This window comes from Cryobacterium sp. SO1 (assembly GCF_004210215.2).
Classification (GTDB): domain Bacteria; phylum Actinomycetota; class Actinomycetes; order Actinomycetales; family Microbacteriaceae; genus Cryobacterium.
Genome location: NZ_CP067394.1, coordinates 2293948 through 2318533, shown reverse-complemented (window position 1 = coordinate 2318533; position 24586 = coordinate 2293948). Strand labels below are relative to the sequence as shown.

General features: G+C 68.4%; 22 protein-coding genes. 12 read left to right on the top strand and 10 right to left on the bottom strand.

What is annotated here, in order from left to right; translation table 11 throughout:
• Positions 1-26 precede the first annotated feature (26 nt).
• Entirely contained in the window at positions 27-1034 is a 1008-nt protein-coding gene (locus BJQ95_RS10965) for an aldo/keto reductase (protein ID WP_130178803.1), read from the bottom strand.
• Positions 1035-1231: 197 nt separating this feature from the next.
• Between BJQ95_RS10965 and BJQ95_RS10960 the strand changes: the two genes are divergently transcribed.
• From BJQ95_RS10960 to BJQ95_RS10945, 4 genes are read left to right on the top strand one after another with little or no spacing between them, the layout of a single operon-like run.
• A complete protein-coding gene (locus tag BJQ95_RS10960; RefSeq protein WP_130178804.1) occupies positions 1232-1729 on the top strand; it encodes a single-stranded DNA-binding protein in 498 nt (165 codons plus the stop codon).
• A 46-nt stretch (positions 1730-1775) separates the two neighbouring features.
• Entirely contained in the window at positions 1776-2282 is a 507-nt protein-coding gene (locus BJQ95_RS10955; protein ID WP_240694884.1) for a hypothetical protein, read from the top strand.
• A 5-nt stretch (positions 2283-2287) separates the two neighbouring features.
• Entirely contained in the window at positions 2288-3970 is a 1683-nt protein-coding gene (gene ettA, locus BJQ95_RS10950) for an energy-dependent translational throttle protein EttA (RefSeq protein ID WP_130178805.1), read from the top strand.
• Positions 3971-3976: 6 nt separating this feature from the next.
• Positions 3977-4459, top strand: a complete 483-nt coding sequence (locus BJQ95_RS10945; RefSeq protein ID WP_130178806.1) for a thioesterase family protein — start codon at positions 3977-3979, stop codon at positions 4457-4459.
• Positions 4460-4538: 79 nt separating this feature from the next.
• Here the strand turns inward: BJQ95_RS10945 and BJQ95_RS10940 are convergent, their stop codons facing one another.
• Together BJQ95_RS10940 and BJQ95_RS10935 are read right to left on the bottom strand one after the other, a co-directional pair.
• Entirely contained in the window at positions 4539-4955 is a 417-nt protein-coding gene (locus tag BJQ95_RS10940) for a ubiquinol-cytochrome c reductase iron-sulfur subunit (RefSeq protein ID WP_130178807.1), read from the bottom strand.
• 53 nt (positions 4956-5008) lie between these two features.
• Positions 5009-5884 carry an acyl-CoA thioesterase II gene (locus BJQ95_RS10935; protein ID WP_205750211.1) on the bottom strand — a complete coding sequence of 292 codons (876 nt, stop codon included), beginning with the start codon at positions 5882-5884 and terminating at the stop codon, positions 5009-5011.
• A 63-nt stretch (positions 5885-5947) separates the two neighbouring features.
• Between BJQ95_RS10935 and BJQ95_RS10930 the strand changes: the two genes are divergently transcribed.
• Positions 5948-6625, top strand: coding sequence for a hypothetical protein (locus BJQ95_RS10930; protein WP_130178808.1), 678 nt, complete (start codon positions 5948-5950; stop codon positions 6623-6625).
• 71 nt (positions 6626-6696) lie between these two features.
• On the opposite strand, the gene BJQ95_RS10925 is transcribed toward BJQ95_RS10930, so the two are convergent.
• The 7 genes from BJQ95_RS10925 to BJQ95_RS10895 all read right to left on the bottom strand — a co-directional run bounded on the left by BJQ95_RS10925 (position 6697) and on the right by BJQ95_RS10895 (position 17557).
• A complete protein-coding gene (locus BJQ95_RS10925) occupies positions 6697-8382 on the bottom strand; it encodes an FAD-binding dehydrogenase (RefSeq protein WP_130178809.1) in 1686 nt (561 codons plus the stop codon).
• 65 nt (positions 8383-8447) lie between these two features.
• Positions 8448-8861: a globin gene (locus BJQ95_RS10920; protein WP_240694892.1), complete on the bottom strand. Its 414-nt coding sequence runs from the start codon at positions 8859-8861 to the stop codon at positions 8448-8450.
• Positions 8862-8940: 79 nt separating this feature from the next.
• Positions 8941-10533 carry a mechanosensitive ion channel family protein gene (locus tag BJQ95_RS10915; protein WP_205750212.1) on the bottom strand — a complete coding sequence of 531 codons (1593 nt, stop codon included), beginning with the start codon at positions 10531-10533 and terminating at the stop codon, positions 8941-8943.
• A 112-nt stretch (positions 10534-10645) separates the two neighbouring features.
• Positions 10646-13189, bottom strand: coding sequence for an aminopeptidase N (pepN, locus tag BJQ95_RS10910; RefSeq protein ID WP_130178811.1), 2544 nt, complete (start codon positions 13187-13189; stop codon positions 10646-10648).
• A gap of 202 nt (positions 13190-13391) precedes the next feature.
• Positions 13392-14147 (bottom strand): exonuclease domain-containing protein, encoded by a 756-nt coding sequence (locus tag BJQ95_RS10905; protein ID WP_240694885.1) that lies wholly within the window; start codon positions 14145-14147, stop codon positions 13392-13394.
• A 142-nt stretch (positions 14148-14289) separates the two neighbouring features.
• Positions 14290-15834, bottom strand: a complete 1545-nt coding sequence (locus tag BJQ95_RS10900; protein WP_130178812.1) for an SDR family oxidoreductase — start codon at positions 15832-15834, stop codon at positions 14290-14292.
• Between the two features lie 145 nt (positions 15835-15979).
• On the bottom strand, positions 15980-17557 hold the full coding sequence (locus BJQ95_RS10895; protein ID WP_130178813.1) for an MFS transporter: 1578 nt from the start codon (positions 17555-17557) through the stop codon (positions 15980-15982).
• 282 nt (positions 17558-17839) lie between these two features.
• On the opposite strand from BJQ95_RS10895, the gene BJQ95_RS10890 reads away from it, so the two are divergent.
• From BJQ95_RS10890 to BJQ95_RS10860, 7 genes are all read left to right on the top strand, one after another.
• Entirely contained in the window at positions 17840-18466 is a 627-nt protein-coding gene (locus BJQ95_RS10890) for a disulfide bond formation protein DsbA (RefSeq protein ID WP_130178814.1), read from the top strand.
• 56 nt (positions 18467-18522) lie between these two features.
• The gene (locus BJQ95_RS10885; RefSeq protein ID WP_130178815.1) at positions 18523-19011 is read left to right on the top strand and encodes a ribose-5-phosphate isomerase; all 489 of its coding nucleotides are present in this window, start codon (positions 18523-18525) and stop codon (positions 19009-19011) included.
• Between the two features lie 46 nt (positions 19012-19057).
• Entirely contained in the window at positions 19058-20086 is a 1029-nt protein-coding gene (locus BJQ95_RS10880; RefSeq protein WP_130178816.1) for an Fpg/Nei family DNA glycosylase, read from the top strand.
• A gap of 79 nt (positions 20087-20165) precedes the next feature.
• Complete coding sequence (locus tag BJQ95_RS10875) at positions 20166-20897, top strand: FMN-binding negative transcriptional regulator (RefSeq protein WP_130178817.1); 732 nt, start codon at positions 20166-20168, stop codon at positions 20895-20897.
• Positions 20894-22384, top strand: a complete 1491-nt coding sequence (locus tag BJQ95_RS10870; RefSeq protein ID WP_130178818.1) for an amidohydrolase — start codon at positions 20894-20896, stop codon at positions 22382-22384. The genes BJQ95_RS10875 and BJQ95_RS10870 overlap by 4 nt, the downstream gene beginning before the upstream one ends.
• Before the next feature lie 54 nt (positions 22385-22438).
• A complete protein-coding gene (locus BJQ95_RS10865) occupies positions 22439-22750 on the top strand; it encodes a hypothetical protein (protein ID WP_256041353.1) in 312 nt (103 codons plus the stop codon).
• A 198-nt stretch (positions 22751-22948) separates the two neighbouring features.
• Positions 22949-24568 carry a sensor domain-containing protein gene (locus BJQ95_RS10860; protein ID WP_240694886.1) on the top strand — a complete coding sequence of 540 codons (1620 nt, stop codon included), beginning with the start codon at positions 22949-22951 and terminating at the stop codon, positions 24566-24568.
• Positions 24569-24586 lie beyond the last annotated feature (18 nt).

The window sequence follows — 24586 nt, the reverse complement described above, 5'->3', positions numbered from 1 at the left end:
CGCCCCCATCGGGATGGGCGTGCCGGCTAGTTCATGCCGGTGCCGTGCACAGCGTGCGGCTCGATGGCGGCGATCTCGTCGGCGTCCAGCGCGGGTGCATCCAGCGCGGCCACGGTCTGCTCGAGCTGGCCGATGCTGCTGGCGCCCACGAGCACGCTGGTGACCTGCGGCTGGCGCAGGATCCAGGTGACGGCGAGCTGGGCCAGGGTCTGGCCGCGGTCGGCGGCGATGGCGTTCAGCGCCCTGGCGCGCTCGAGGTAGGTGGCGTTGAGCGAGCTCTCGTTCAGGAACCGGCTGGTGGCAACCCGGGAGTCCGACGGCACGGAGCCGCTGAGGTAGCGATCGGTCAGCAGGCCCTGGGCGAGCGGGGAGAAGACGATGCTGCCCATGCCGAGGTCGTCGAGCACCGGGAACAGGCCGTCTTCGATGTGCCGGTCGAACATGGAGTACCGCGGCTGGTGGATGAGCAGCGGGATCTTGTGCTCGGCCAGGGCCGCGTATGCGGCGACGGTCTGCTCAGGGCTGTAGTTGGAGATGCCGGCGTACAGGGCCTTACCCGACTGCACGGCGGTGGCCAGGGCGCCCATGGTCTCTTCGATGGGCGTTTCGGGGTCGGGGCGGTGGGAGTAGAAGATGTCGACGTAGTCCAGGCCCAGGCGGCCCAGGCTCGCGTCCAACGACGACAGCAAGTACTTGCGCGAGCCGAAGTCGCCGTAGGGGCCCGCCCACATGTCGTAGCCGGCCTTGCTGGAGATGATCATCTCATCGCGGTAGGGGCGGAAGTCTTCGGCGAAGATGCGGCCGAAGTTGGTTTCGGCGGAGCCGGGGGGCGGGCCGTAGTTGTTGGCCAGGTCGAAGTGGGTGACGCCCAGGTCGAAGGCCCGGCGCAGGATGCCGCGCTGGGTGTCGATCGACCGCTCGTGGCCGAAATTGTGCCACAACCCCAGCGACAGTGCGGGGAGTTTCAGACCGCTGCGCCCGGTTCGGCGGTACGGCATCTCGGAATAGCGGTTCTCTGCAGCAGTGAAGGTCATGAACTCACTCTAGGTCTGCGGCCCCTCCCCAGGCGGCGGTGGGCGCTGGTTCTGCACAGCCGGGACGCTCGGCGTCGCCAACCGGTGCCGATCGGCGGAGGGTGGCTGCAGCGCGGCCCGGGAGCACGAACCCGGCACGAGGACTGTTCCCGGGTCGCGTCCAACGCCATCCGCCTCGTGCCGCCCAGGAGAATCCCGTGACCGACACCATCGCCCTGACCGGAATCGTTGCCACCACCCCGCGCCATCTGGTGACGAGTTCGGGTCTGGCCATCACCTCGTTCCGACTGGCCTGCCGCCAGCGCCGCTTCGACCGGGTGAAGAACTCCTGGGTGGACGCCGACACCAATTGGTACACGGTCTCGAGCTTTCGGCAGCTCGCCCACAACGTGGTGGCGTCGGTGCACAAGGGCGAGCCGGTGCTGGTGACCGGGCGCCTGCGCATCCGTGACTGGGAGAACGAAGACCGGTCCGGCACCTCCGTCGAGGTGGAAGCCGACGCCGTCGGCCACAACCTCAGCTGGGGAACGACGTCCCTGGTGCGCAGCATCATGCCGGCGGCGACCGAGCAGCGGGACCCGGACTCAGCTGGCGGCGCCGAGGGCGGGATTCCGGCCGGGCCTGCGGGTGCGGCCGAGGCTGAGCTGGGTGGACTTGACGGTACCCAGGGGGAAACGGAAACACAGTCCGCCTAGACTCGACTTCTCGGTCGCAGCGTGCGGCGGTGGGGGAGGACTACGCGTGGCGCGGAACTTGGACGCACCCGTTCGGCGCTGCCGCAGAGCGACGACCTGGGCAGCGTGCCTTGTCCTCGGACTGGGCCTGGCCGGTTGCTCGCTGCCCACCGGTGACGCCTCGACGCCGACGCCGACCGTGTCTCCGACAACAACGCCCATTGCCACGGTCGCTGAAGCGCCGGCGCTTGTGCCCGAGGGCGCGGCCGCCGAGAATCTGCCGTATTTCGATTCGGTCATCACCGCAGCACTCGCCGCGGACCCCAACCCGGCCGGCCGCAGCTACGTCGACGCCCTCGTTGCCGCCGGCTTCGACAAGACCACCATGGAAGTCACCTCGGACACCACCACAACGGGTGAACCGGCCGACTCCATCCAATTCTCCGCCCGCGTCAACGGAGAGTGCCTGATCGGCCAGAACGGCCCCTCGTCCGGCGGCTATCACAGCATCGCCGCCGCCCCGCTCGCAACCGGAACGTGTCTCGTCGGAGCCACGCGCCAAATAGACTGGTAAACACTATGGCTGAATTCATTTACTCGATGGTGCGTGCGCGCAAAGCCATTGGAGACAAGCTCATCCTCGACGACGTCACGATGTCGTTCTTCCCCGGAGCCAAGATCGGCGTGGTGGGCCCCAACGGTGCCGGTAAGTCCACGATCCTCAAGATCATGGCCGGCCTCGACACCCCCAGCAATGGTGAGGCCCGGCTGTCGCCCGGCTACTCCGTCGGCATCCTGATGCAGGAGCCGGAGCTGGACGAGACCAAGACCGTGCTGGAGAACGTGCAGGAAGGTGTTGGCCCGATCAAGGCCAAGGTCGACAGGTTCAACGAGATCAGCGCCGCGCTGGCCGAACCCGACGCCGACTTCGACACCCTGCTCGAAGAGATGGGCACACTGCAGGAAGAGATCGACGCGGCAGACGCCTGGGACCTCGACTCCCAGCTGGAACAGGCGATGGACGCCCTGCGCACGCCGCCGGGCGACTACTCCGTCGTCGACCTCTCCGGTGGTGAGAAGCGCCGCGTCGCCCTGTGCAAGCTGCTGCTCCAGAAGCCCGACCTGCTGCTCCTGGACGAACCGACCAACCACCTCGACGCCGAAAGCGTGCTCTGGCTCGAGCAGCACCTCGCCAAGTACCCCGGCGCCGTGCTCGCCGTCACCCACGACCGGTACTTCCTCGACCACGTGGCCGAGTGGATCGCCGAAATCGACCGCGGCCACTTGTACCCCTACGAGGGCAACTACTCCACCTACCTGGAGAAGAAGCAGGAGCGCCTGCAGGTGCAGGGCAAGAAGGACGCCAAGCTCTCCAAGCGCCTCGCCGAGGAACTCGACTGGGTTCGCTCCAACGCCAAGGGCCGTCAGGCCAAGTCGAAGGCCCGTCTGGCCCGGTACGAAGAGATGGTCAACGAGGCCGAGCGCGGACGCAAGCTCGACTTCGAAGACATCCAGATCCCCGTGGGCCCGCGCCTGGGCGCTCAGGTCATCGACGCCAAGAAGCTCAAGAAGGGCTTCGGCGACCGGGTCCTGGTCGAAGATCTGTCCTTCACCCTGCCGCGGAACGGCATCGTCGGCGTCATCGGCCCGAACGGTGTGGGTAAGACCACGCTGTTCAAGACCATCGTGGGCCTCGAGCCGCTGGATGCCGGTGACCTGAAGATCGGCGAGACCGTCGACATCTCCTACGTCGACCAGTCCCGTGGCGGCATCGACCCGAACAAGTCGCTCTGGGAAGTCGTCTCCGACGGCCAGGACTACATCCAGGTCGGCAAGACCGAGGTGCCGTCCCGGGCCTACGTGTCCACCTTCGGCTTCAAGGGGCCCGACCAGCAGAAGAAGGCCGGTGTGCTTTCCGGTGGTGAGCGCAACCGCCTGAACCTCGCGCTGACCCTTAAGCAGGGCGGCAACCTGTTGCTGCTCGACGAACCGACTAATGACCTGGACGTCGAGACTCTCGGCTCGCTGGAGAATGCGTTGCTCGAGTTCCCCGGTTGCGCCGTGGTCATCACCCACGACCGGTGGTTCCTGGACCGTATCGCCACGCACATCCTCTCGTACGAGGGCACGGCCGAGGCTCCGGGCAACTGGTACTGGTTCGAGGGCAACTTCGAGTCCTACGAGCAGAACAAGATCGAGCGACTCGGCCCGGACGCGGCCAAGCCGCACCGGTCCGCGTACCGCAAGCTCACCAGGGACTAGGTAGCTATGCGGCTACACGTTCCCATCCGGCTGCGCTGGTCGGATCTTGACGCGTACGCCCACGTCAACAACGCCGAGATGCTGCGCCTCCTCGAGGAGGCGCGCATCCAGGCATTCTGGTCGAACGACGAGCCGGAGTCAACCGCGTCCACTGCCGGTGAGAGCACGGCGGTGCTCGACGGTCGGCCGGGCGCGGCGACTCTGACGCTGATCGCTCGGCTTGAGATCGAATACCTCGCTCCGATCCCGTATCTGCGCTCGCCGATCGACATCCAGCTGTGGATCGGCAAGCTCGGCGGCGCCAGCCTCGACGTGTGTTACGAGGTCTACGGTCCCGCGGGTCAGGACAGCGCCCGGTTGTACGCGCGAGCCACCACCACCATCGTCTTGGTGGATGCGGCCACGGAACGCCCCCGCAAGATCAACGAACTCGAGCGAGCCGCCTGGACTCCCTACCTCGAGCCCGCGATCACCTTCACTCGCAAATAGCCTCCCGCGAACTGTGACTTAAGCACCACAATCCCGAGTTTTTCGGGGCTTAGCTCACAGTTCGCGAGAGTGCACGGGGTTAGCCGGCGAGGACTTTGTCGCCGTCGAGCGCGACCTTAACCGCGGGCAGGGGCTCGGTGGCCGGACCCTTCAACACCGCTCCGGTCACCGTGTCGAAGAGCGACTTATGGCACGGGCAGTTCAGGCCCTTCTGCTCCGGGACCACGATGCAGCCCTCGTGGGTGCAGATCGCGCTGAAGGCCACGACCTCGCCGGCGGTGGGCTGGGAGACGATGATCTGCGATCCGTCGAGCATCACCGCCACGGCCCCGCCGACAGGAATGTCCGACAGCACGGCGACTTCGGTGGGTGTGCTGGTACCCGGGTCGGTGTCGCTGCTCGTCTCGTCAGGTGCGCAAGCGGCCAGGGCGAGGACGGTTCCGGCACCGCCGGCAATGAGCAGGCTGCGGCGGGTGAGGGCTGCTGGGTCGGTCATGATGCTCCCGGTACGGATGAGAATGAGGGCGAGGGTGGGTCTACAGCGGGATCCTAGTCCCGGGGCGTGGGCACCCGCACCATGCCTTCCTGGGCCACCGTGGCCAGCAGCAGGCCGTCACGGCTGTAGATGCTGCCGGTGGACAGGCCGCGGCCGCCCTGGGCGGAGGGGGAGTCCTGCACGTACAGCATCCACTCGTCGACCCGGCCGAAGCGGTGCCACCACATGGCGTGGTCGAGGCTGGCGACCTTGAGCCCGGGGGTGGCCCAGGCCAGTCCGTGCCGGCGCATGACCGGTTCCATGATCGAGTAGTCGCTCACGTAGGCGAGCGCGGCGCGGTGCAGGTCGGGGTCGTCGGGGATGGGCTCGAAGGTTTTCATCCAGAGCATCTGCTTGCTGGTGTGCTCCCCGTCCACGGTGAGGTAGATCGAGGAAGGCACGTGACGCATGTCGAACGGCCGGTCGTTCGCCCAGGCGCGCGCGAAGTCGTGGTCGATGTGACCGAGGGTGTCTGCCGTGGTCGGCAGGGACTCAGGGTCGGGGAGGTCCGTCGGCATCTCGAGGTGATGCTCAAGGCCCTCATCCTCGTCCTGGAACGACGCGATCATCGACAGGATCGGCACGCCGTTCTGGTACGCCTGGGTGCGGCGGGTGGAGAAGGAGCGGCCGTCGTGGATGCGGTCGACCGAGAAGGTGATCGGGTGGTTCACGTCGCCGGGGCGCAGGAAGTAGCCGTGCATCGAGTGCACGTGTCGTTCGTCCGGCACGGTGCGAATGGCGGCGACGAGGGACTGTGCGAGCACCTGTCCGCCGAAGACACGCCCCTGCGGCATCCACTGGGACGGACCGGTGAAGATGTCTTCGCTGGTGCGCGCACCGGTGTCGGTCAGGTCGAGAGCGGCCAGAAGACCCTCCAGCGGTGCGTGCATGCTGCCTCCTTGTTCGAGCTCGGGTCCGTGGACGCCGACGTACCTTGGTAGTTTAGACAGCAGATGAGCCAGTCATTCTCCCTCTCAGATTCCCTGTCCCTCGGCGACCTCCAGGTCTACCTTTCGCGCGCCAGCAGGGTGGAGGACGGGTCGGTGCGCCTGGTGTCCGCCGCGGGCGTGCTTGCCGTCTACACCGCGATCCTGTACCCGCGGGGACTGCTGGACACCAGCCCCACCGTGCTCGGGCTGCGCACGTTCGCGCTGACCGAAGCCGTCGAACTGGACGTCGTCGTGCCGGTGCGGTCGCTGCTGGACCGGCTGCTGAGGCTTGAGGCGGCGATGACGGACGCTCAGGCACCCGTGACGGTGACCGTGCCGCTGCAGGTGTCGTCGGTGACCTGGGCGGGCATCACGCCGCCTCGGGGCGGCTGGAAGTCCCAGGGCAGCGCGTCCGCTGCCGTCTTCGAGGCCGCCGCCCGCGAGGGGATCGCCGAGGTCGCCTCCGTCATCCCCACCGGTACCGGCGAGCAGATCGTGCAGCGGGTGCGTTCCGAGGTCTGGGGTCGCCCGATCGAGGCGCTGGACTTCGTGCCGACCGGGGCCGGGTTCGCCGCGGTGAGCCTGGGGTTCCTGGCGGCGGATGAGCCGGTGCAGCTGTTCGAGACCGGCCCCTGGACCCGGCTGAGCACCGCGCGCGGCCACATCCTGGTGCGCCGCAAGCCCTGGAGCCTGCGCGCCTAAGTCCCCTCGCGAACCGTGAGTTAAGCACCCTGACTCGGCGTTTTTCGGGGCTTTACTCACGGTTCGCGGGGTTAGAGCGCGGTGGCGACGGCCCGGCCGGCCGTGCGGCCGGAGAAGAGGCAACCGCCCAGGAAGGTGCCCTCGAGCGAGCGGTAGCCGTGCACCCCGCCGCCGCCGAATCCGGCGGCCTCGCCGGCCGCGTACAGGCCGGGGACCGGCTGTCCGTCGGGGTTGAGCGCCCGGGAGGAGAGGTCGGTTTCGATGCCGCCCAGGCTCTTGCGCGTGAGCAGGTGCAGCTTCACGGCGATCAACGGCCCACTGGCGCGGTCGAGCAGCTTGTGCGGGCTCGCCACACGGATGAGCTTGTCGCCGCGGTACTGCCGGGCCTGGCGGATCGCGTTGATCTGGGCATCCTTGCTGAAGTTGTTGTCGAGTTCACGATCGCGGGCCAGGACTTCGCGCTCCACCCGCCCCGCATCGATGCGCACCTCGGGGGATCGCTGCTGCATGCCCGCGATCAGCTGGTGCAGGGTGTCCGCCACCACGAAGTCCTCACCGTTGCGCTTGAACGCCTCAACCGGGCCGGGGGCGCCCGGTGCGACGCGCTTGGCGAGCAGGCGCAGGTCTTTGCCGGTGAGGTCAGGGTTCTGTTCGCTGCCCGACAGCGCGAACTCCTTCTCAATGATCTTCTGGGTGAGAACGAACCAGCTGTGCTCGTGGCCGGTCTTCAGCAGGTGTTCCATCGTGCCGAGGGTGTCGAAACCCGGAAACAGCGGTGCCGGCAGTCGTTTTCCGGTGGCGTCCAGCCAGAGTGAGGACGGGCCGGGCAGGATGCGGATGCCGTGCCGGGCCCAGACCGGATCCCAATTGACGATGCCTTCGGTATAGTGCCACATCCGGTCGCCATTGATCAGCCGGGCGCCGGCCGTCTCGGTGATGCCGAGCATCCGGCCATCGACGTGGGCGGGCACGCCCGAGAGCATCGTGGCCGGGGCGGGGCCGAGCCGGGCCGGCCACTGCGCTCGCACCAAATCGTGGTTGCCACCGATGCCGCCGCTGGTGACGATCACCGCGGAGGCGCGCAGCTCGAACTCGCCGACTGCATCCCGGTTGCTGGCCTGCCCGCGTGCCGCGGTGCTGGGCGCCAGGAGGCTGCCGCGAACCCCCGCCACGGCGCCGCGCTCGATGATCAGCTCATCGACCTGGTGCCGGTGCAGCGCCGTGACCAGGCCCGCACGCACGCCCTCGCGCACCCGCGTGATGAACGGCTCCAGGATAGCCGGCCCGGTACCCCAGACGATATGGAATCGGGGCACCGAATTGCCGTGCTGAAGCGCCGTGTACCCGCCTCGTTCCGCCCAGCCGACGACAGGGAAGAACCTCACCCCACGCTCCCGCAGCCAGGCCCGCTTCTCGCCGGCGGCGAAATTCAGGTACGCCTCGGCCCACCGGGTGGGCCAGTAGTCCTCGGTGCGATCGAAACCTGCGCTGGCGAACCAGTCCTGCCGCGCAAGCTCCAGGGAATCCTTCACGCCCATCCGGCGTTGCTCGGGAGAGTCCACCAGGAACAGGCCCCCGAACGACCACCAGGCCTGCCCACCGAGCGAGGCGGCGGGCTCCTGATCGACCAGCAGCACCCGCTTGCCCGCGTCGACCAGTTCGGCCGTGGCCACCAAGCCTGCCAAGCCCGCTCCGACGACGATCACGTCTGCGGATGTGTTCGGCTGGGCGGGCAGGCCGGGGCGGGTTGGGCTCATGATGACTCCGTTGTCAGTGAGGTGGTGAAACAGGGGCGTGCGGCACGGATGGCGCGCGGTGGAGGTTATTCGTCGAAAGTGTTGACCATAGCGTGCGCCGCGCGCTCGAGGTAGTCCCAGAGCGTGGCGCGCTGCAGCGGCGGCAGCTCACAGGAGTCGAGGGCATTCTTCATGTGCAGCAGCCAGCGGTCGCGTGCGTCAGGGTTCACCTTGAACGGTTGGTGGCGCTGGCGAAGGCGCGGGTGGCCGCGCTGCTCGCTGTACGTGCCGGGGCCGCCCCAGTACTGTTCGAGGAACCCGGTGAGCCGCTCGGCGGCGGGGCCGAGGTCCTCCTCCGGGTACATGGGCTTCAGAACGGGGTCGCCGGCTACGCCACGGTAGAACTCGGCGACGAGCTTCTCGAAGAACGGCCGACCGCCGACCTCGCGGTAGAACGACGGCCCGAGCGCCGCGCCGTTTTCGCCGGCGCGTAGGTGCACCCCTGAGGCCCCCGTGACCGGGATCAGGACCGGCCCCTGGGCGGAGGCGGGCCTGATGGTGTCGTTCGAAGCGTTCGGATCAGTCATTGAGGTCTCCATCGCGCGGGGGGTTCGGGTCGGACGGCGGTGCCGGCTTCTGCTCCGCCGGCTTCTGCTCCGCCGGCTTCTGGGCGGTCGACTTCTGCCCAGCCGGCTTCTGGGCCGTCGGCGCCTGGCTGGCAGGCTTCTGCTCTGCCGGATTCTGCTCGGCCGGCTTGTCGATCGGCCGGGTGCGCGGTTTCGCCGGCTGCTTCGAGACGGGCTTGGTGGGAGACCCGGCGGGCTCGCTTGTGGCCGCCGGGCGCTCGGGCGGTGTGGCGACGGGCGGTGCGCTCGAAACGTCGGGCGCGTCGGAGAACGCGGGGGAAGCATCCTGCACCGGCAGGTGTACTGTGCGGGGCGCACGCGGTGCCTGGTTGCGGGCGATGGACGGGATGCGGGTGGTGGGCTGGGCGGTGGCGTCGCTGGTCTGCGGGGTGGACCCGATGGGGCGCGTCACCGGTGGCTTCGCAGCGCGCGGGGGCTGGGGTGCTGCGGTGTCTGGCGCGGCGGTCTGCGGCGCGGCGGTCTGCGGCACTGCGGTCTGCGGTGTCGCTGCGTGCGGCGACGGCGCGGCGGCCGCGGCTGCCGCCTCGGCGGCCTTGGCGGCACGGCTCTTCCGTGGGGCCTTCTTTGGCGGAGCGATCACGGGAAGCGGTGTGGTGCGCGGCGGGCGGGCGCCCTGCACGCTCGCGGCGCCCTCGAAACCGGTGAGCACGATGCTGGTCAGCGAGGGCAACTCGATTCCCATCACGTCGAGCGCCTTCTTGAGCCGCAACCGCAGTTCGCGGGCCACATCGTCCTTGGCCGTGGTGCGGGTCTTGATGACGATGCGGATGACGATGGCCTCTTCGGCGATCGACTCGATGCCCCACACCTCGGGCTTCTCCAGCACCCTGGAGCGCCACTTGCTGTTCGTCGCCATCTCCACGGCAACACGCAGCATCTCGGCCTGGACGGCGTCGACGTCGGTCTTGTACGGCACGGCGAGGTCGATGATCACGCGGGCCCAGCCCTGCGACATATTGCCGACGCGCAGGATCTCGCCGTTGCGCACGAACCACAGGGTGCCGTTGACGTCGCGTACCTGGGTGATGCGGATGCCGACGGCCTCGACGACACCCGTCGCGGGGCCCAGGTCCACCACGTCGCCCACGCCGAGCTGGTCCTCCATCACCATGAAGAGGCCGTTGAGCACGTCCTTGACGATGTTCTGGGCGCCGAAACCGAGGCCGGCGCCGAGAGCGGCGGTGAGGAGGGCGAACGAGGTGAGGATGTTGGGGTCGATCACGGTCACGATCAGCAGAATGCTGACCACGACGACCAGCACGTTCACGATGTTCGTGAGCACGGAACCCAGTGTGCGGGTGCGCTGCACGGTGCGTACAGCGGATACCGGCGAGACGTTCAGAGCCTGCGTGTCGTCAACGTTCTGGGTCTTCTTCACCCCGGACACGATCTGGTTCACAACGCGATGGATGGCGAAGAGAAGCAGCCAACGCGCAATGAGCGCGAAGATGATGATGAATGCGACTCTGATGATTTTCCATCCCAGAATCAGGTTGACTGTTGTCCAAAATGTGTCCCATGTCATAGCGCGCCCAGTCTACCGAGCGCGTGCCCGGCGCATCCTGAGACGCCGACGGCGCCGCCCGATTCACAAGGAAATCGAGGCGACGCCGTCGAGGTGCTGCGGGTAGTTGCGGTTACTCCTGGTCGCGGGCCTGCACGCGGAGGCTCCGCTCCACGCCGGCCAGGTTCTCCACCACGAGACGGCGAAGCGCCGCGGGCTCGGGGTTCGCATCCAGCCACGCGCGGGTCGCGTCGACCAGGGCCTGGTTCGACAGTGGCGACGGGTACAGACCCACGATCAGCTTCTCCGCGATGGAGTAGCTGCGCGACGCCCAGACCTTCTGCAGCATGTCGAAGTACTGGCCAACGAACGGCTCGAGCAGGCTCGTGTCGTGCGCGCGCAGGAACCCGGCTGCGGTGACCCGCACGATGGTGTTCGGGGCGGTATCAACATCGATGAGCGACGACCAGGCGGCCTGCTTGCCCTCGGTGGTGGGGATCGCGGCGCGCGCGTTCGCGGCCGACTGGGCGCCGGTGGCGGTGTTGTCGGCGGCCAGGGCTGCAGCGATCTCAGTCTCGCCCGCTTGGCCGCCGGCGACGAGCGCCGCGAGCAGTTCCCAGCTGAGGTCGGTGTCGATGCTCAGGCCCGGCAGCGCGAACGCTCCCGTGCGCAATCCCGCGACGGCGGCCAGCTGCGCCGGTGTTTCGGCGACGGAGGCGAAGAACTTGACGAACTGGAACTGGGCGTCGCTGCCGGCCTCCGCGCCCTGGGCGAGAGTCCACAGCGCGTCGCCGACCGAAGCGACGGTGGCATCGCGGTGCTCAGGAGCCACGTAGTACTGCGCCGCGAGCGACACCTGGCCGAGCACCGTGCGGAGCGTGGTGGATTCGGTCTCGGTGGCGATGTTGCCGAGCACCAGCTTGACGAAGTCGCGCGGCGAAGTCTCCGCGTCGCGGGTGGCGTCCCACACGGATCCCCAGACCAGCGAGCGGGCGAGCGGGCGCTCAATGGCGGCGAGGTGCTCGAGGGCCACGGCGTGCGAGGCCGGGTCCAGGCGTACCTTGGCGTAGGCGAGGTCGTCGTCGTTGAGCAGGATCAGGTCGGCGCGGCTGCGGCCGACAAGCTCCGGAACATCCGTCTGGGCGCCGTCGACGTCGAGCTCGACCCGGTGGGTGCGCACCAGGGCGCCGTCGACCAGGTCGTAGAACCCGATCGCCAGGCGGTGCGGGCGGATGGTGGGGTAGTCGTCCGTGGCGGTCTGCAGCACGGCGAACGCGGTGATGACACCGGCGTCGTCGACCTCGATCTGCGGGCGCAGCGTGTTCACGCCGGCGGTCTCCAGCCACAGCGCGGCCCAGCCAGACAGGTCCCGGCCGCTGGCCGCTTCGAGTTCGACGAGCAGGTCGGAGAGCTCGGTGTTGCCCCAGGCGTGCTTCTTGAAGTACGACGCCACACCCGTGAAGAACGCGTCGATGCCGACCCAGGCGACGAGCTGCTTGAGCACGGAGCCGCCCTTGGCGTAGGTGATGCCGTCGAAGTTCACCTGCACGTCTTCGAGGTCGGTGATGGTGGCGACGACCGGGTGGGTCGAGGGCAGCTGGTCCTGGCGGTAGGCCCAGCTCTTCTCCATCGCCGCGAAGGTGGTCCACGCCTCGGTCCACTCGGTTGCCTCCGCGGTGGCGATGGTCGACGCCCACTCGGCGAACGACTCGTTCAGCCACAGGTCGTTCCACCACTTCATGGTGACCAGGTCGCCGAACCACATGTGCGCCAGCTCGTGCAGGATCGTGACGACGCGGCGTTCCCTGATCGCGTCGGTCACCTTGGAGCGGAAGACGTAGGTCTCGGTGAAGGTGACCGCGCCGGCGTTCTCCATGGCGCCGGCGTTGAACTCCGGCACGAACATCTGGTCGTACTTGTCGAACGGGTACGGGAAGTCGAACTTCTCCTCGAAGTAGGCGAAGCCCTGACGGGTCTTCTCGAAGATGTAGTCGGCGTCCAGGTACTCGAACAGGCTCTTGCGGCTGAACAGGCCCAGCGGGATGATGCGGCCGTCGCTGGAGGTGAGCTCGCTGCGCACCACGGCGTAGGGACCGGCCACGAGAGCGGTGATGTAGCTGGAGATGGTGTGGGTGGGCGGAAAAGCCCAGGTCTTGTTGCCGTTGCCGGCATCCGTGGGCTCGGGCGTGGCCGAGTTGGAGATGACCTGCCAGGCGCCGGGGCCGGTGACGGTGAAGTTGAACACGGCCTTGAGGTCGGGCTGTTCGAAGACCGCGAAGACCCGCCGGGAGTCCGGCACCTCGAACTGGCTGTACAGGTAGACCTCGTTGTCGACGGGGTCGACGAAGCGGTGCAGGCCCTCACCGGTGTTCGTGTACGCCGCGTCGGCGACGACGGTGAGCACGTTGTCGGCTTGGAGGTTTTCCAGCTGAATACGGATGCCGTCACTGACGGCGGCCGGGTCGAGCTGAACGCCGTTGAGGGTGACGCTGTGCACGCTCTCGGTGATCGCGTCGATGAAGGTCGAGCTGCCGGCCACGGCGCCGAAAGCGACGGTGGTGGTGCTGGCGAAGGTCGTCGGACCAGTCGTCAGGTCAAGGGTGACGTCGTACCTGGTCACGCTGACGAGCGCCTTCCGCTCCTGGGCTTCGATCCTGGTGAGGTTTTCTCCGGGCAACGGTTTCTCCATTTTCGTCTCGGGGGCGCTTCTGGCGCATCCGCATAAGGAACAAGCCTAGCCACGGTGGCGGCAGCGGTGCGCCCGATGAGGCCGCGGGCCGCAGAACGGGCGCGGAAGCCGGCGCGGGCAGGGCGCAATCCGGTGCGGCGGCGTCGGGTACGGCGCGGGTGAGTGCGGCGGGGTCGTGCGGCTGGGTCGGTTACGCCGGGGGAGCGATGAGCACGGGCACTGCGCTCGCGCGGTCGGCGCCAACCCGGATCGGCCACGCCCCGTCGATGACGATCAGGTCGTCGCCCTTGGACTTGCGCAGGTACGCCTGAAAGCTCTGCGCCTGCTCCAGCGCCCAGCCGACCTGGCGGTCGTGCAGGCTGTGCAGGTCGGTCTCCTCGGTTTTGGCCAACAGCGCCCAGGCCACCCGGCCGGTGGCCACGGCATCCGCTTCGGCGTCATGGGCGCCCTCGAGCAGCACGCCGTAGTACTCGGCGGTGGCCACCAGGGTGCGCTTGCCCCTGCGGTACCGGTCGATGGCCTTGTCGATCACGTACGGGTCGAGCACCGGGCCGAAGTCCTCGATGGGCGCCAGGCCGTAGCGGCGGGCCTCGGAATTGAGCATGGAGAGGTCGAAACTGGCGTTGTACGCCACGATCGGGCGGCCGCCCTCGATGCTGCGGCGCAGAACCGCGAGCATCTCCGCGATCGCGGTGGCCGGGTCGACCCCGTCGCGTTTGGCGACCTCATCGGTGATGCCGTGGATGGCTGAAGCCCCGTCCGGGATGGGAATGCCCGGGTTGAGCAGCCAACTGTACGAGCCGTTCACGGTTCCGTCGCGCATGACGCGGCCGATGAAGCACGTGACGATGCGGTCCTCGTCGGTGTTCACCCCGGTGGTCTCCAGGTCGAACACACACAGCGAGGGGATGTCGGCGATGGCGGTCTTCGCGGTAGATGTCTGCACGCTCCGACCCTATCGGCGCCCACCGACACTCACGGTGAGGTGCCCGGGAGCGCCGCCATTCCCTTCCGCGAACTGTGAGCTAAGCACCTCAGAATCGAGTTTCACGGGGCTTTTCTCACGGTTCGCGAGAGGGGGAGTGGGGTTACCAGGTGCCGGGGCGGTAGTCCTTGAGGAAGACGCCGTGGATGTCCTCGCCGGCCTCCCCGCGCACGATGGGGTCGTAGACCCGGGCGGCACCGTCGACCAGGTCGAGCGGGGCGTGGAAGCCCTCCTCGGCCAGACGGATCTTGGTGGGATGCGGGCGCTCGTCGGTGATCCAGCCGGTGTCGACGCTCGTCATCAGGATGCCGTCGGAGAGCATCTCCTTGGCGCTGGTGCGGGTGAGCATGTTCAGCGCGGCCTTGGCCATATTGGTGTGCGGGTGGCCGGGGCCCTTGTAGCCGCGGCCGAAGACACCCTCCATCGCCGACACGTTCACGATGTAGGTGCGGCGAGCGTCGGATGCGGCCATCGAGGCGCGAAGCCGGCTGACCAGCAGGAACGGGGCTGTGGTGTTGCACAGCTGCACCTCGAGCATCTCGAGGGGGTCGACGTCTTCGACGTTGGCCGTCCAGCTGTTCTCCTCGTGCAGGTCGGGCACCAAGCCGCCGGCGTCGATGGCGGTGCCCGCGTTCAGCCGCGCGAGCGAGGACGACCCGGGGGCCAGTGCCAGCGCGGTGAGGTCGTCCGCGGTGAGGGCGGCGCCGGTCGCCGCGGCGGCCAGGATCGGGTGGCTGGCCACCGAGGCGGCGAGCGCGGTGGGATGCGCGTCATTCGTGTGCCCGAAGGAGACGATCTCGGGCAGCTCCCCGTCCGGCAGCGGCGACGACTCGGCCTCGACCAGGGGGGAGTACGAGCCGGGGGAGCGGCGCACGGTCTGGGCGGCGTTGTTGATCAGGATGTCCAACGGGCCCTGAGCGGCGACGGAGTCGGCCAGGCCGATCACCTGCGCAGGGTCGCGCAGGTCGATGCCCACCACCCGCAGGCGGTGCAGCCAGTCCTTGGAGTCCGGCATGGCGCTGAACCGTCGCACGGCGTCGCGCGGGAATCGGGTCGTGATAGTCGTGTGCGCGCCGTCGCGCAACAACCGCAGCGCGATGTACATGCCGATCTTGGCGCGCCCGCCGGTGAGCAGTGCCCGCTTGCCGGTGAGGTCGGTGCGGGCGTCTCGCTTGGTGTGGCTCATCGCCGCGCAGCTCGGGCAGAGCTGGTGGTAGAACGCATCCACCAGGGTGTACTTCTGCTTGCAGATGTAGCAGGCCCGCGGCACGAGCAATTCGCCGGCGCTGGGCCGGTCGGTGCCCAGGCGCAGCTGGGCGCCGATAGTCTCGTCGTCGATGCGGGTGGGAGCTCCGGTGGCGGTGGCCGCGATGACCTCACGGTCGGCATCCGCGATCAGCTGGCGCTTCTCGTGCCGGCGCACGGTCTTGACCGACTTGAACATCTTGGCGGTGGCCTGGCGCACGGTGACGAAGTCCGGGTCGTCCGGGTCGATGGTGGCCAGCGACGCGAGCACGCGCAGGGCCACCTCGAGGTCCTTCGGGTCGATCGCCGTGCCGGCGGATGCGTCGCCGGCGGTCGTGTTGCTGAGGGACTCGGCGGACGCTGAATCGGCGGGTGCGCCCTGCGGGTGTTGCTCGGTGGTCATCAGAGAATTCTACGACGGCGCATCCGGTGATGGACTCAGAAACCGTCCACACGTTGGTCGAGCCTGTCGAGACCCCGTGATGTGCCGTGCGGCGCGGGGGTCTCGACAGGCTCGACCGTCGATGTGGTGCGGTGGTCTTGAGAGGCTAGACCTTGGCCGGCTCCGCGTCGGACTCGGCCGTCTTGAGCGCGCTCAGGTCCATCGACGAGGTCGGCGGCTCGAACGTGGCGTCGAACGGCATCTCGTCGTGGTCGAGCAGCGGGTTCTCGAACTGGCCGGCGACCAGCTCGTGAGCCTCCTCGACCGATTCCACGCTCGGCATGGAGCCGGGCAACGGGCGGTTCGCGGATTCCTTGAGCCAGAAGATGCTGATTCCACCGATGAACGAGGTCAGCATGAGGTAGTACGCCGGCATCATGTCGTTGCCGGTTCCCACGATGAGCGCGTCGATGATGATCGGCGTCGTTCCACCGAAGATGGCCACCGCGAAGTTGTAGGCGATGCCCATCGCTCCATAGCGGCTGGCCGTGGGGAACAGGGCCGGCAGTGCGGAGGCGAGGTTGGCGACGTAGAACGTCACGGGGAGGGCGATCAGGGCCAGACCCAGAAGCGTCGTCCAGATCGATCCGGCGCCGATGAGCAGGAACGCGGGGATGGACAACACCACGGCGCTGATCGAACCCATCCACAGCACCGGGCGTCGGCCGATCTTGTCGCTGAGGCGACCGGTGAGCGGGATGCAGCAGGCCATGATCACGAGGATCGGGATGGTCAGCAGGGTTCCGTGCACGGGGTCGTACCCCATGGTGGTGGTGAGGTAGGTGGGCATGTACGAGGTGAGGGCATAGCCGACGGTGTTCGCGGCGGCGACGAGGATCATCGCGAGCAGGATGCCGCGCCAGTAGTTCTTGAAGATGGCGAGCGGTCCCTTGGGAATGCTGTCGTCATCAACGATGGCCGGGTCCTTCAGCGCCGCTTCCTGGGCGTCCAGGCTGGCCTGGAAGGTCGGCGACTCTTCGATCTTCATGCGGAAGTAGATGGCGATCAGGCCCAGCGGTCCGGCAAGCAGGAACGGCAGACGCCAGCCCCACTCCTCCATCGCGGCCTGACCGAGGGTGATTTGCAGGATCGATACGAGAGCGGCACCCATGGCGAAGCCGAGGTAACTGCCCATGTCGAGGAAGCTGGCGAGGTAGCCGCGGTTCTTGTCCGGGGCGTGCTCACTGACGAAGGTGGTGGCACCGGCGTACTCGCCACCGGTGGAGAAGCCCTGCACGAGCTTGGTCAGCACGAGGAGCACCGCGGCCCAGATGCCCAGCTGGGCATAGCCGGGCAGGATGCCGACCACGAAGGTCGACGCGGCCATGAGCATCAGCGTCATGGCGAGAACCTTCTGGCGGCCGAGCTTGTCGCCGAGCCACCCGAAGAACACGCCACCGAGCGGGCGGGCGATGAACGTGGCAGCGAAGGTGCCGAGCAGGAACAGGGTCTGCACCGTCGGGTCTGCCTCGGGGAGGAAGACGGGACCCATGGTGGTGATCAGGTAGCCGAAGACTCCGACGTCGTACCATTCCATGGTGTTGCCGACGATGGTTCCACCGAGAGCTTTGCGCAGCACCGGGCGGTCGACGACGTTGACGTCGGACACCTTGAGCTTCCGACGAAGCAGCGGCTTCTTGATTTTCTTGACGGTGCGATCCGCACCGCTAATAGCGTTTGACATGAGTCACTTTCTGACTGTAGAGATGCCTCATTACGAGGTCATGACATGACTCTTGCGCAGACATGCCAGACCTTGAGTGGAGGTCATGAGATGCCTCAGATGGAGGTCATGTGCCCCGGATGCGGGGCCGCCCCTCAGCGGGCATAAGCGACAATTTTAGCGCAATTTGCCGCTGAATCAGGCATTTCATTTCTAATAAGCCCTCTGGACAGGGCTTTAGTCGGGTCTGAGGTGCCTCGTTTTCGCGACTTTCAGGACGGTCGACTCACTTAGGCTTGAACGATGAGCGACTCTGTGACCTTCTGGTTCGACCCCTCCTGCCCCTGGGCCTGGATGACTTCTCGTTGGGTGGACGAGGTGAGTGATCTGCGCGGCTTCGACGTGAGCTGGCAGGTGATGAGCCTGGCGGTGCTGAACGAGAACAACGACGTGAGCGAGGAGTACCGCGCATTCTTCCCGCGAGCTCTCAAGTACACCCGCCTGGTGCAGGCCGCGCAGGAGTTGCACGGCCAGGAAACCGTCAAGGCGCTCTACGATGCTCTGGGCACCCGAATCCACCACGAGGGCAACTCGGATGCCGATTCAGTGATTCCCGCGGCGCTCGCCGAGGTGGGCCTGCCGGCCGACTTCGCCCGTTACGCCGAGAGTGACGAGTTCGACGCGCAGATGCGCGCCAGCCATTTCGACGGCATCAACCGGGTGGGCCAGGATGTGGGTACCCCGGTGATCGCCGTGAACGACGTGGCCTTCTTCGGCCCGGTGATCTCGCCCGCCCCGACCGGCGACCAGGCCCTCGCACTCTGGGACGGAGTGGTGGCCGTGGCCGGCTACGACGGGTTCTTCGAGATCAAGCGCAGCCGCACCCGCGAGCCGATCTTCGCGCCCGCGCTCGTGGCCGCCGCAGAGTAGCGCCCGCGCCGCCCGGGCGGAGCGCCGCCCGGGCTTGACAAAATAGACTGCTGAGCATGCGCATCCACATCGCCACCGACCACGCCGGACTCGACTTCAGCAAGCACCTGATCAGGCACCTGGACGCCGCCGGCCACGAGGTCATCGACCACGGGCCCACGAGCTACGAACCGCTCGATGACTACCCGGCGTTCTGCATCAGCGCGGCCGTAGCCGTGGTCGCCGACCAGGCCGCCGGCATCGACGCCCTCGGTGTGGTGTTCGGCGGCTCCGGCAACGGGGAACAGATCGCCGCGAACAAGGTGAGGGGCGCGCGGGCAGCGCTGGTCTGGAACCAGGCGACGGCTACTCTGGCGCGCGAGCACAACAACGCGAACGTGATCGCGATCGGCGCCCGCCAGCACCCCATCGACGACGTGATCGCCTTCATCGACACGTTCGTGGCCACGCCGTTCCCCGGTGAGGAGCGTCACCAGCGCCGCATCGACCAGCTGGCCGAGTACGAGAACACCGGCACGATTGCCGGCACCGTCCTCAGCAACTGACCTGGTCAGCTGAGCTGTCCACCACCCGAATCCGAGAGGCGCCGTCGTGCCAGAGGGTCATTCCGTCCACCGCATCACCCGGCAGTTCGCACGTAACTTCGTGGGCCGCCGCGTCTGGCTGTCGAGCCCGCAGGGCCGGTTCGCCGCCGGGGCCGCGCAACTGGACGGCCACGTGATGACGGATGCCCGCGCCGTGGGCAAGCAGATGTTCCTCGAGTTCGACAACGGCCTGTGGCTGCGCGTGCACCTGGGCATGTACGGAGCCTGGGATTTCGCGGGAGACATCATCATGGACGCCACCATCGCCTCCAGCAACGGGCGGATGGGCCAGACCAACCAGCGCGGCACCGACCTCGGCGCTCTCGCCTCGCGCGGGCCGGACGGCGATGCGGTGCTGGACTCTGCCGGTGAGAACTCGATGCACAGCATCGGTGCGCCCCGGCGCACCCGGGTGCGGATGGCCGAGCAGGAAACCCTCCGACAGGCTCAGGGACCGGCCGAGGGCACCTTCCCGCCGGAGCCCGTGGGTCAGGTGCGGGTGCGGCTGCTCACCGACACCGTCTCGGCCGACCTCCGCGGCCCCACCGCCTGCGAGGTGCTCGACCCGGCCCAAGTGGACGCCGTGATGAACCGGCTCGGACCCGACCCTCAGCTGGAGGACACGCCAGAGGCCGAACAGCGCTTCGTAGACACCGTGCGCAAGAAGCCCACCCGCATCGGCCTGCTCGTGATGGACCAATCCGTGGTCAGCGGCATCGGCAACGTGTACCGCGCCGAACTGCTGTTCCGGGCCCGGATCAACCCGCACGCGCCCGGCAAGTCCCTCAGCGAGGAGAGCCTGCGCGCCCTCTGGCGGGACTGGGCGCACCTGCTGGCCATCGGCGTGGCCACCGGCCAGATGATGACCATGGACGACCTCGACGGGCAGGCCTACGTGCTCGCGATGAAGAACCGCGCCGACCGGCACTGGGTCTACAAACGCGAGGGCCTGCCCTGCCGGGTCTGCGGCACCCACATCACCCTCGAGGAAATGGCCGCCCGCAAGCTTTACTACTGCCCGTCCTGCCAAGCCTGACCTGCCCCACCGGCCCCGCCCAGGCGACCGTACCCGCCACATCCGCCGCCGACCCCTCATCGCACCAGGAGCCCGCCCCGTGAGAACCAACCCCAGTTTCGCGCTCGACCAGGTCGACGAGGTGCGCCGGCTGATCCGAGAGAACCCTTGGGTGTCCCTGGTCAGCCACACCGATGCCGGTGAGCTCGTTGCCTCGCACTATCCGGTGATCCTGGACCCGGAGGCGGCCGACGGTGAGATCGTGCTCCTCAGCCACGTGGGCCGGCCCGACGAGCAGCTCCACGAGCTGGGCGCGCACGAGCTGCTCATGATCGTGCAGGGCCCGCACGGATACATCTCGCCCGGGTGGTACGACGCCCGCCCTGCCGTGCCGACCTGGAATTTCGTCACCGCGCACCTGCACGGCACGCCCGAGATCCTCAGCGACGCGGAGAACCTGCGGGTGCTCGCCGCTCTCGTCGACCACTTCGAAGATCGCCTGCCCGAACCCCGGCGTATGAACGGCACCGTCGAGAACGCCGAATACGCGGCCCGGATCGTGGCCGGCACCGTCGGGTTCCGGTTGCGGGTGACGCGGTTCACGGCCAAGAACAAGATGAGCCAGAACAAGCCGGCCGAAACAGTCCAGCGGATCCTCGCCGAACTGGACGGTGACGGTCCGTACGCCAGCCCGTCGCTCGCCGCGCAGATGCGCCGCGCCCACGCCAGTTCGCCCGACCAGGGCGCACCAGAACAGGGCGCACCAGAGCAGCGCGAGTCCGGCCAGCGCAAATCCGACCAGGCCGCGTCCGGTCGGCAGGCCGCCGAATGAGCCTGCTGCTGCGCAACGGCCGGCTGCCGGGCAGCGACGAGCTCGTCGACGTGCGCATCGACGACGGCCAGATCACCTCGATCGGCTACCTCGCGGCCGACGCCGGCCGCTCACCGACAATCCGCACCGAGGACCTCCGCGAACGCTGGATCATCCCGGGGCTCTGGGACAACCACGTGCACTTCAGCCAGTGGGCGCAGACCTCCCGGCGCCTCGATGTGTCCGAGGCAACCAGCGCACACGCCGCCGCCCAGCTGGTGGCCGGGCGGCTGGCGGCACTGGCCGCCCTGCCCACGGCCGGAGACCAGGACCGGCTGGTCGGCTTCGGCTTTCGTGACGGCCTCTGGCCGGATGCCCCGAGCAGCACCCTGCTCGACGCGGTGTCCGGTCCGGTACCCGTGGTGATGGTCAGCGGCGACCTGCACAGCTGCTGGTTGAACTCCGCCGCCCTCGCCGTCTACGGCTTCGCCGGCCACCAGACCGGGCTGCTCCGCGAGGACGACGCCTTCGCCGTCGAACGCGCCATCGACAACGTGCCGGACGCCGACCTCGACGCCTGGGCTGCCGAGGCCGCACGTTCCGCCGCCGCTCGCGGCGTGGTAGGCATCGTCGACCTCGAAATGACCTGGAATCTCGACGTCTGGCGTCGCCGGATGTCCGCCGGTCAGAATTCCCTGCGCGTCGACTTCGGCCTGTACACCCACCACCTCGATGACGCGATCGCACAGGGCCTCACCAGCGGGCAGGTGATCGACGGCACCGGGGGGCTGCTCACCGTCGGCCCCTACAAGGTGATCACCGACGGCTCGCTGAACACTCGCACCGCGTACTGCTTCGACGCGTACCCCGGGCTCTCCGGGGAGCACGACCGCGGCATGCTGACCGTGCCCACCGACGAACTCGTGGAGCACATGCGCCGGGCCCACACCGCGGGCATCCGACCCGCCGTGCACGCCATCGGCGACAACGCGAACAGCCTGGCCCTTGACGCCTTCGAGGCTGTGGGCTGCACCGGCAGCATCGAACACGCCCAGCTGCTCACCGAGGCCGATGTGGCCCGGTTCGCCCGGTTGGGCATCACCGCGAGTGTGCAGCCCGAGCACGCCCTCGACGACCGCGACGTGGCCGACCGGTACTGGGCCGGCCGTACCGACCGGGCCTTCAGACTGGCCGACCTGCTCGCCGCCGGCGTTCACCTGGCGCTCGGCTCCGACGCGCCGGTCGCCCCGCTCGACCCGTGGGTGGCGATCTCCGCCGCGGTCGGCCGCAGCCGTGGTGACCGTGCCGCCTGGCACCCCGGCCAGGCAATCTCCCGGCAGGCGGCGCTGGCGGCGTCCGCTCGGGGCCGGCACGGCATCGCCGTGGGCCAGCCGGCCGACCTGGCCGTCTGCGAGATCGACCCGTTCGTCGCCTCCGTCGCCGACCTGCGGCGCATGCCCGTGGCCGCGACGCTTCTCGGTGGCCGGTTCACGCACACCACGCTCTAAGCACGCCCGGTTGGCCCAGGTGCGCTGGTCGAGCCTGTCGAGACCCCGTGACAGGTGCAGGGTCGCGCCCGCGACATCGGCTCGCCAGGTTTCGACAAGCTCAACCAGCGGATGGGTCGCGCCCACTCGTCGGTCGAGCCTGTCGAGACCAAGCGACAGGTGCAGGGTCGCGCCCGCGACATCGGCTTGTCAGGTTTCGACAAGCTCAACCAGCGGATGGGTCGCGCCCACTCGTCGGTCGAGCCTGTCGAGACCAATCGACAGGTGCAGGGTCGCGCCCGCGACATCGGCTCGCCAGGTTTCGACAAGCTCAACCAGCGGATGGGTCGCGCCCACTCGTCGGTCGAGCCTGTCGAGACCCCGTGACGTACGTGCGTGTCGTGCCCGGTTCGTTGGTCGAGCCGGTCGAGACCCCGTGACGTGCGGATGGGTCGCGCCCACTCGTCGGTCGAGCCTGTCGAGACCCCGTGACGTGCGTGTGACGCGCCTGCGGGGGATAACCCCCAACCCGATCCGGCGGCTAGGGGGATGGGCGCCGTCTGCGTCGCCGGGCACGCTGGAACCATGACGAACAACACCCCTAACTCCGCCCACAGCCCAGCCGGTCCCGGCCCCGGTGACACCCCCGACAGCATGACCGACAGCACCTCCAATGGCAACACCGAACGCCTGAACTCTGCCACGCTGGGCTTCGTGCAGCCCGCCAGCGAACCATCCACCGCTCCGACCGGCACTCCGACGGGGCAGCCGAACAGTGCGCCGTCAGGCCTGACCTCCGGCAGCCCCACCGGCAGAGCGCCCGGGGACGGATCTGACAGCCTGTCGGGCGCAGGGCGCGGGTACCTCGGCCTCTGGTCGAGAACACCGCGGGAACTGGGCTTCCTGCTGCCGACCCTGCCCGTTATCGTCGTCGCCTTCTCGGTCCTCGTGACCCTGTTCTCCACCGGCCTGAGCCTGGTCGCCCTGTTCGTGGGCCTGTTCATCGTGGTGGCCGCCCTGTACGCCGCGCGCGGCTTCGGGGTCGTCGAGCTCACCCGACTGAATTGGGCGGGCCGGCCCCGCATCACCGCGCCGCAATGGACTCCGCGGGGCGAGCCGGCCACGCCGCTGCGCGCCATCCTCGGCCCGCTGGTGTCCGGGCACTACTGGCTCTACCTGCTCCACGGGATGGTCGTGAATTTCATCGTCGGCCTCGTGTCCTGGTCGCTTACCATCGTCTGGGTGTCCGGCGCGCTCGGCGGGCTCACCTACTGGCTGTGGAGCTGGACTCTGCCGGCTGACAGCGGCTCCGTAGGGCTCTTCGGGCTGTGGACCGGTGCCTACGGTCCGGGCAGCACCCAGAATCTGGTCGCCGAGAACGTCGTGAACGCCGCACTCGGCCTCGCCTTCCTGCTCACCCTCCCGTTCCTCACCCGGGCGCTGGTCATGATGCACCAGGGCATCGCCGTGGTGATGCTGGGTGCGTGGTCGTCCGAGGCCTTGCAGCGCGAGGTCGCCGACCTCAGCGCCTCCCGCGGTGCCGCGGTGTCGGCTGAGGACCAGTCCTTGCGCCGGCTCGAACGCGACATCCACGACGGCCCGCAGCAGCGCCTGGTGCGCCTGCAGATGGACCTCGCCAGCGCCGAACGCCGGCTCGATGACGACCCGGATGCCGCCCGCCGGCTGCTCGGTGAAGCCCGCGAGCAGGCCCGTGACACCCTCGAGGAGCTGCGGGCGCTGTCCCGTGGGCTGGTGCCGCCGATCCTGCAGGACCGAGGCCTCATCGCGGCCCTCGAGTCACTCGCGGCCAGAAGCACCGTGCCCGTGCAGCGTGAACTGCAGGTGGACCGCGACCTCCGGCTGCCCTCAGAGATCGAGCGCAGCGCCTATTTCATCGCCGCCGAACTGCTCACCAACGTGGCCAAGCACGCCGGCGCCACCGGCATCCGGCTGCACCTGGAACTCCGCCGGGTGCCGGAGGACGACTCCACCTGGCTCGACCTCTGGGTGATCGACAACGGCCACGGCGGCGCCGTGCTGCGAGACGGCCACGGCCTGGCCGGCCTCGACGAGCGCCTCAGGGGCCTCCGCGGCATCCTGTCGGTGCTGAGCCCGGCGGGCGGCCCGACGGCCATCGGCGCCCACATCCCGGTCGTGACCGTCCTGGGCAGTTCTGTGGCAGGCAGCTCGGTGGCCCCGGTGTGATCGGGACCTATCCTGAAC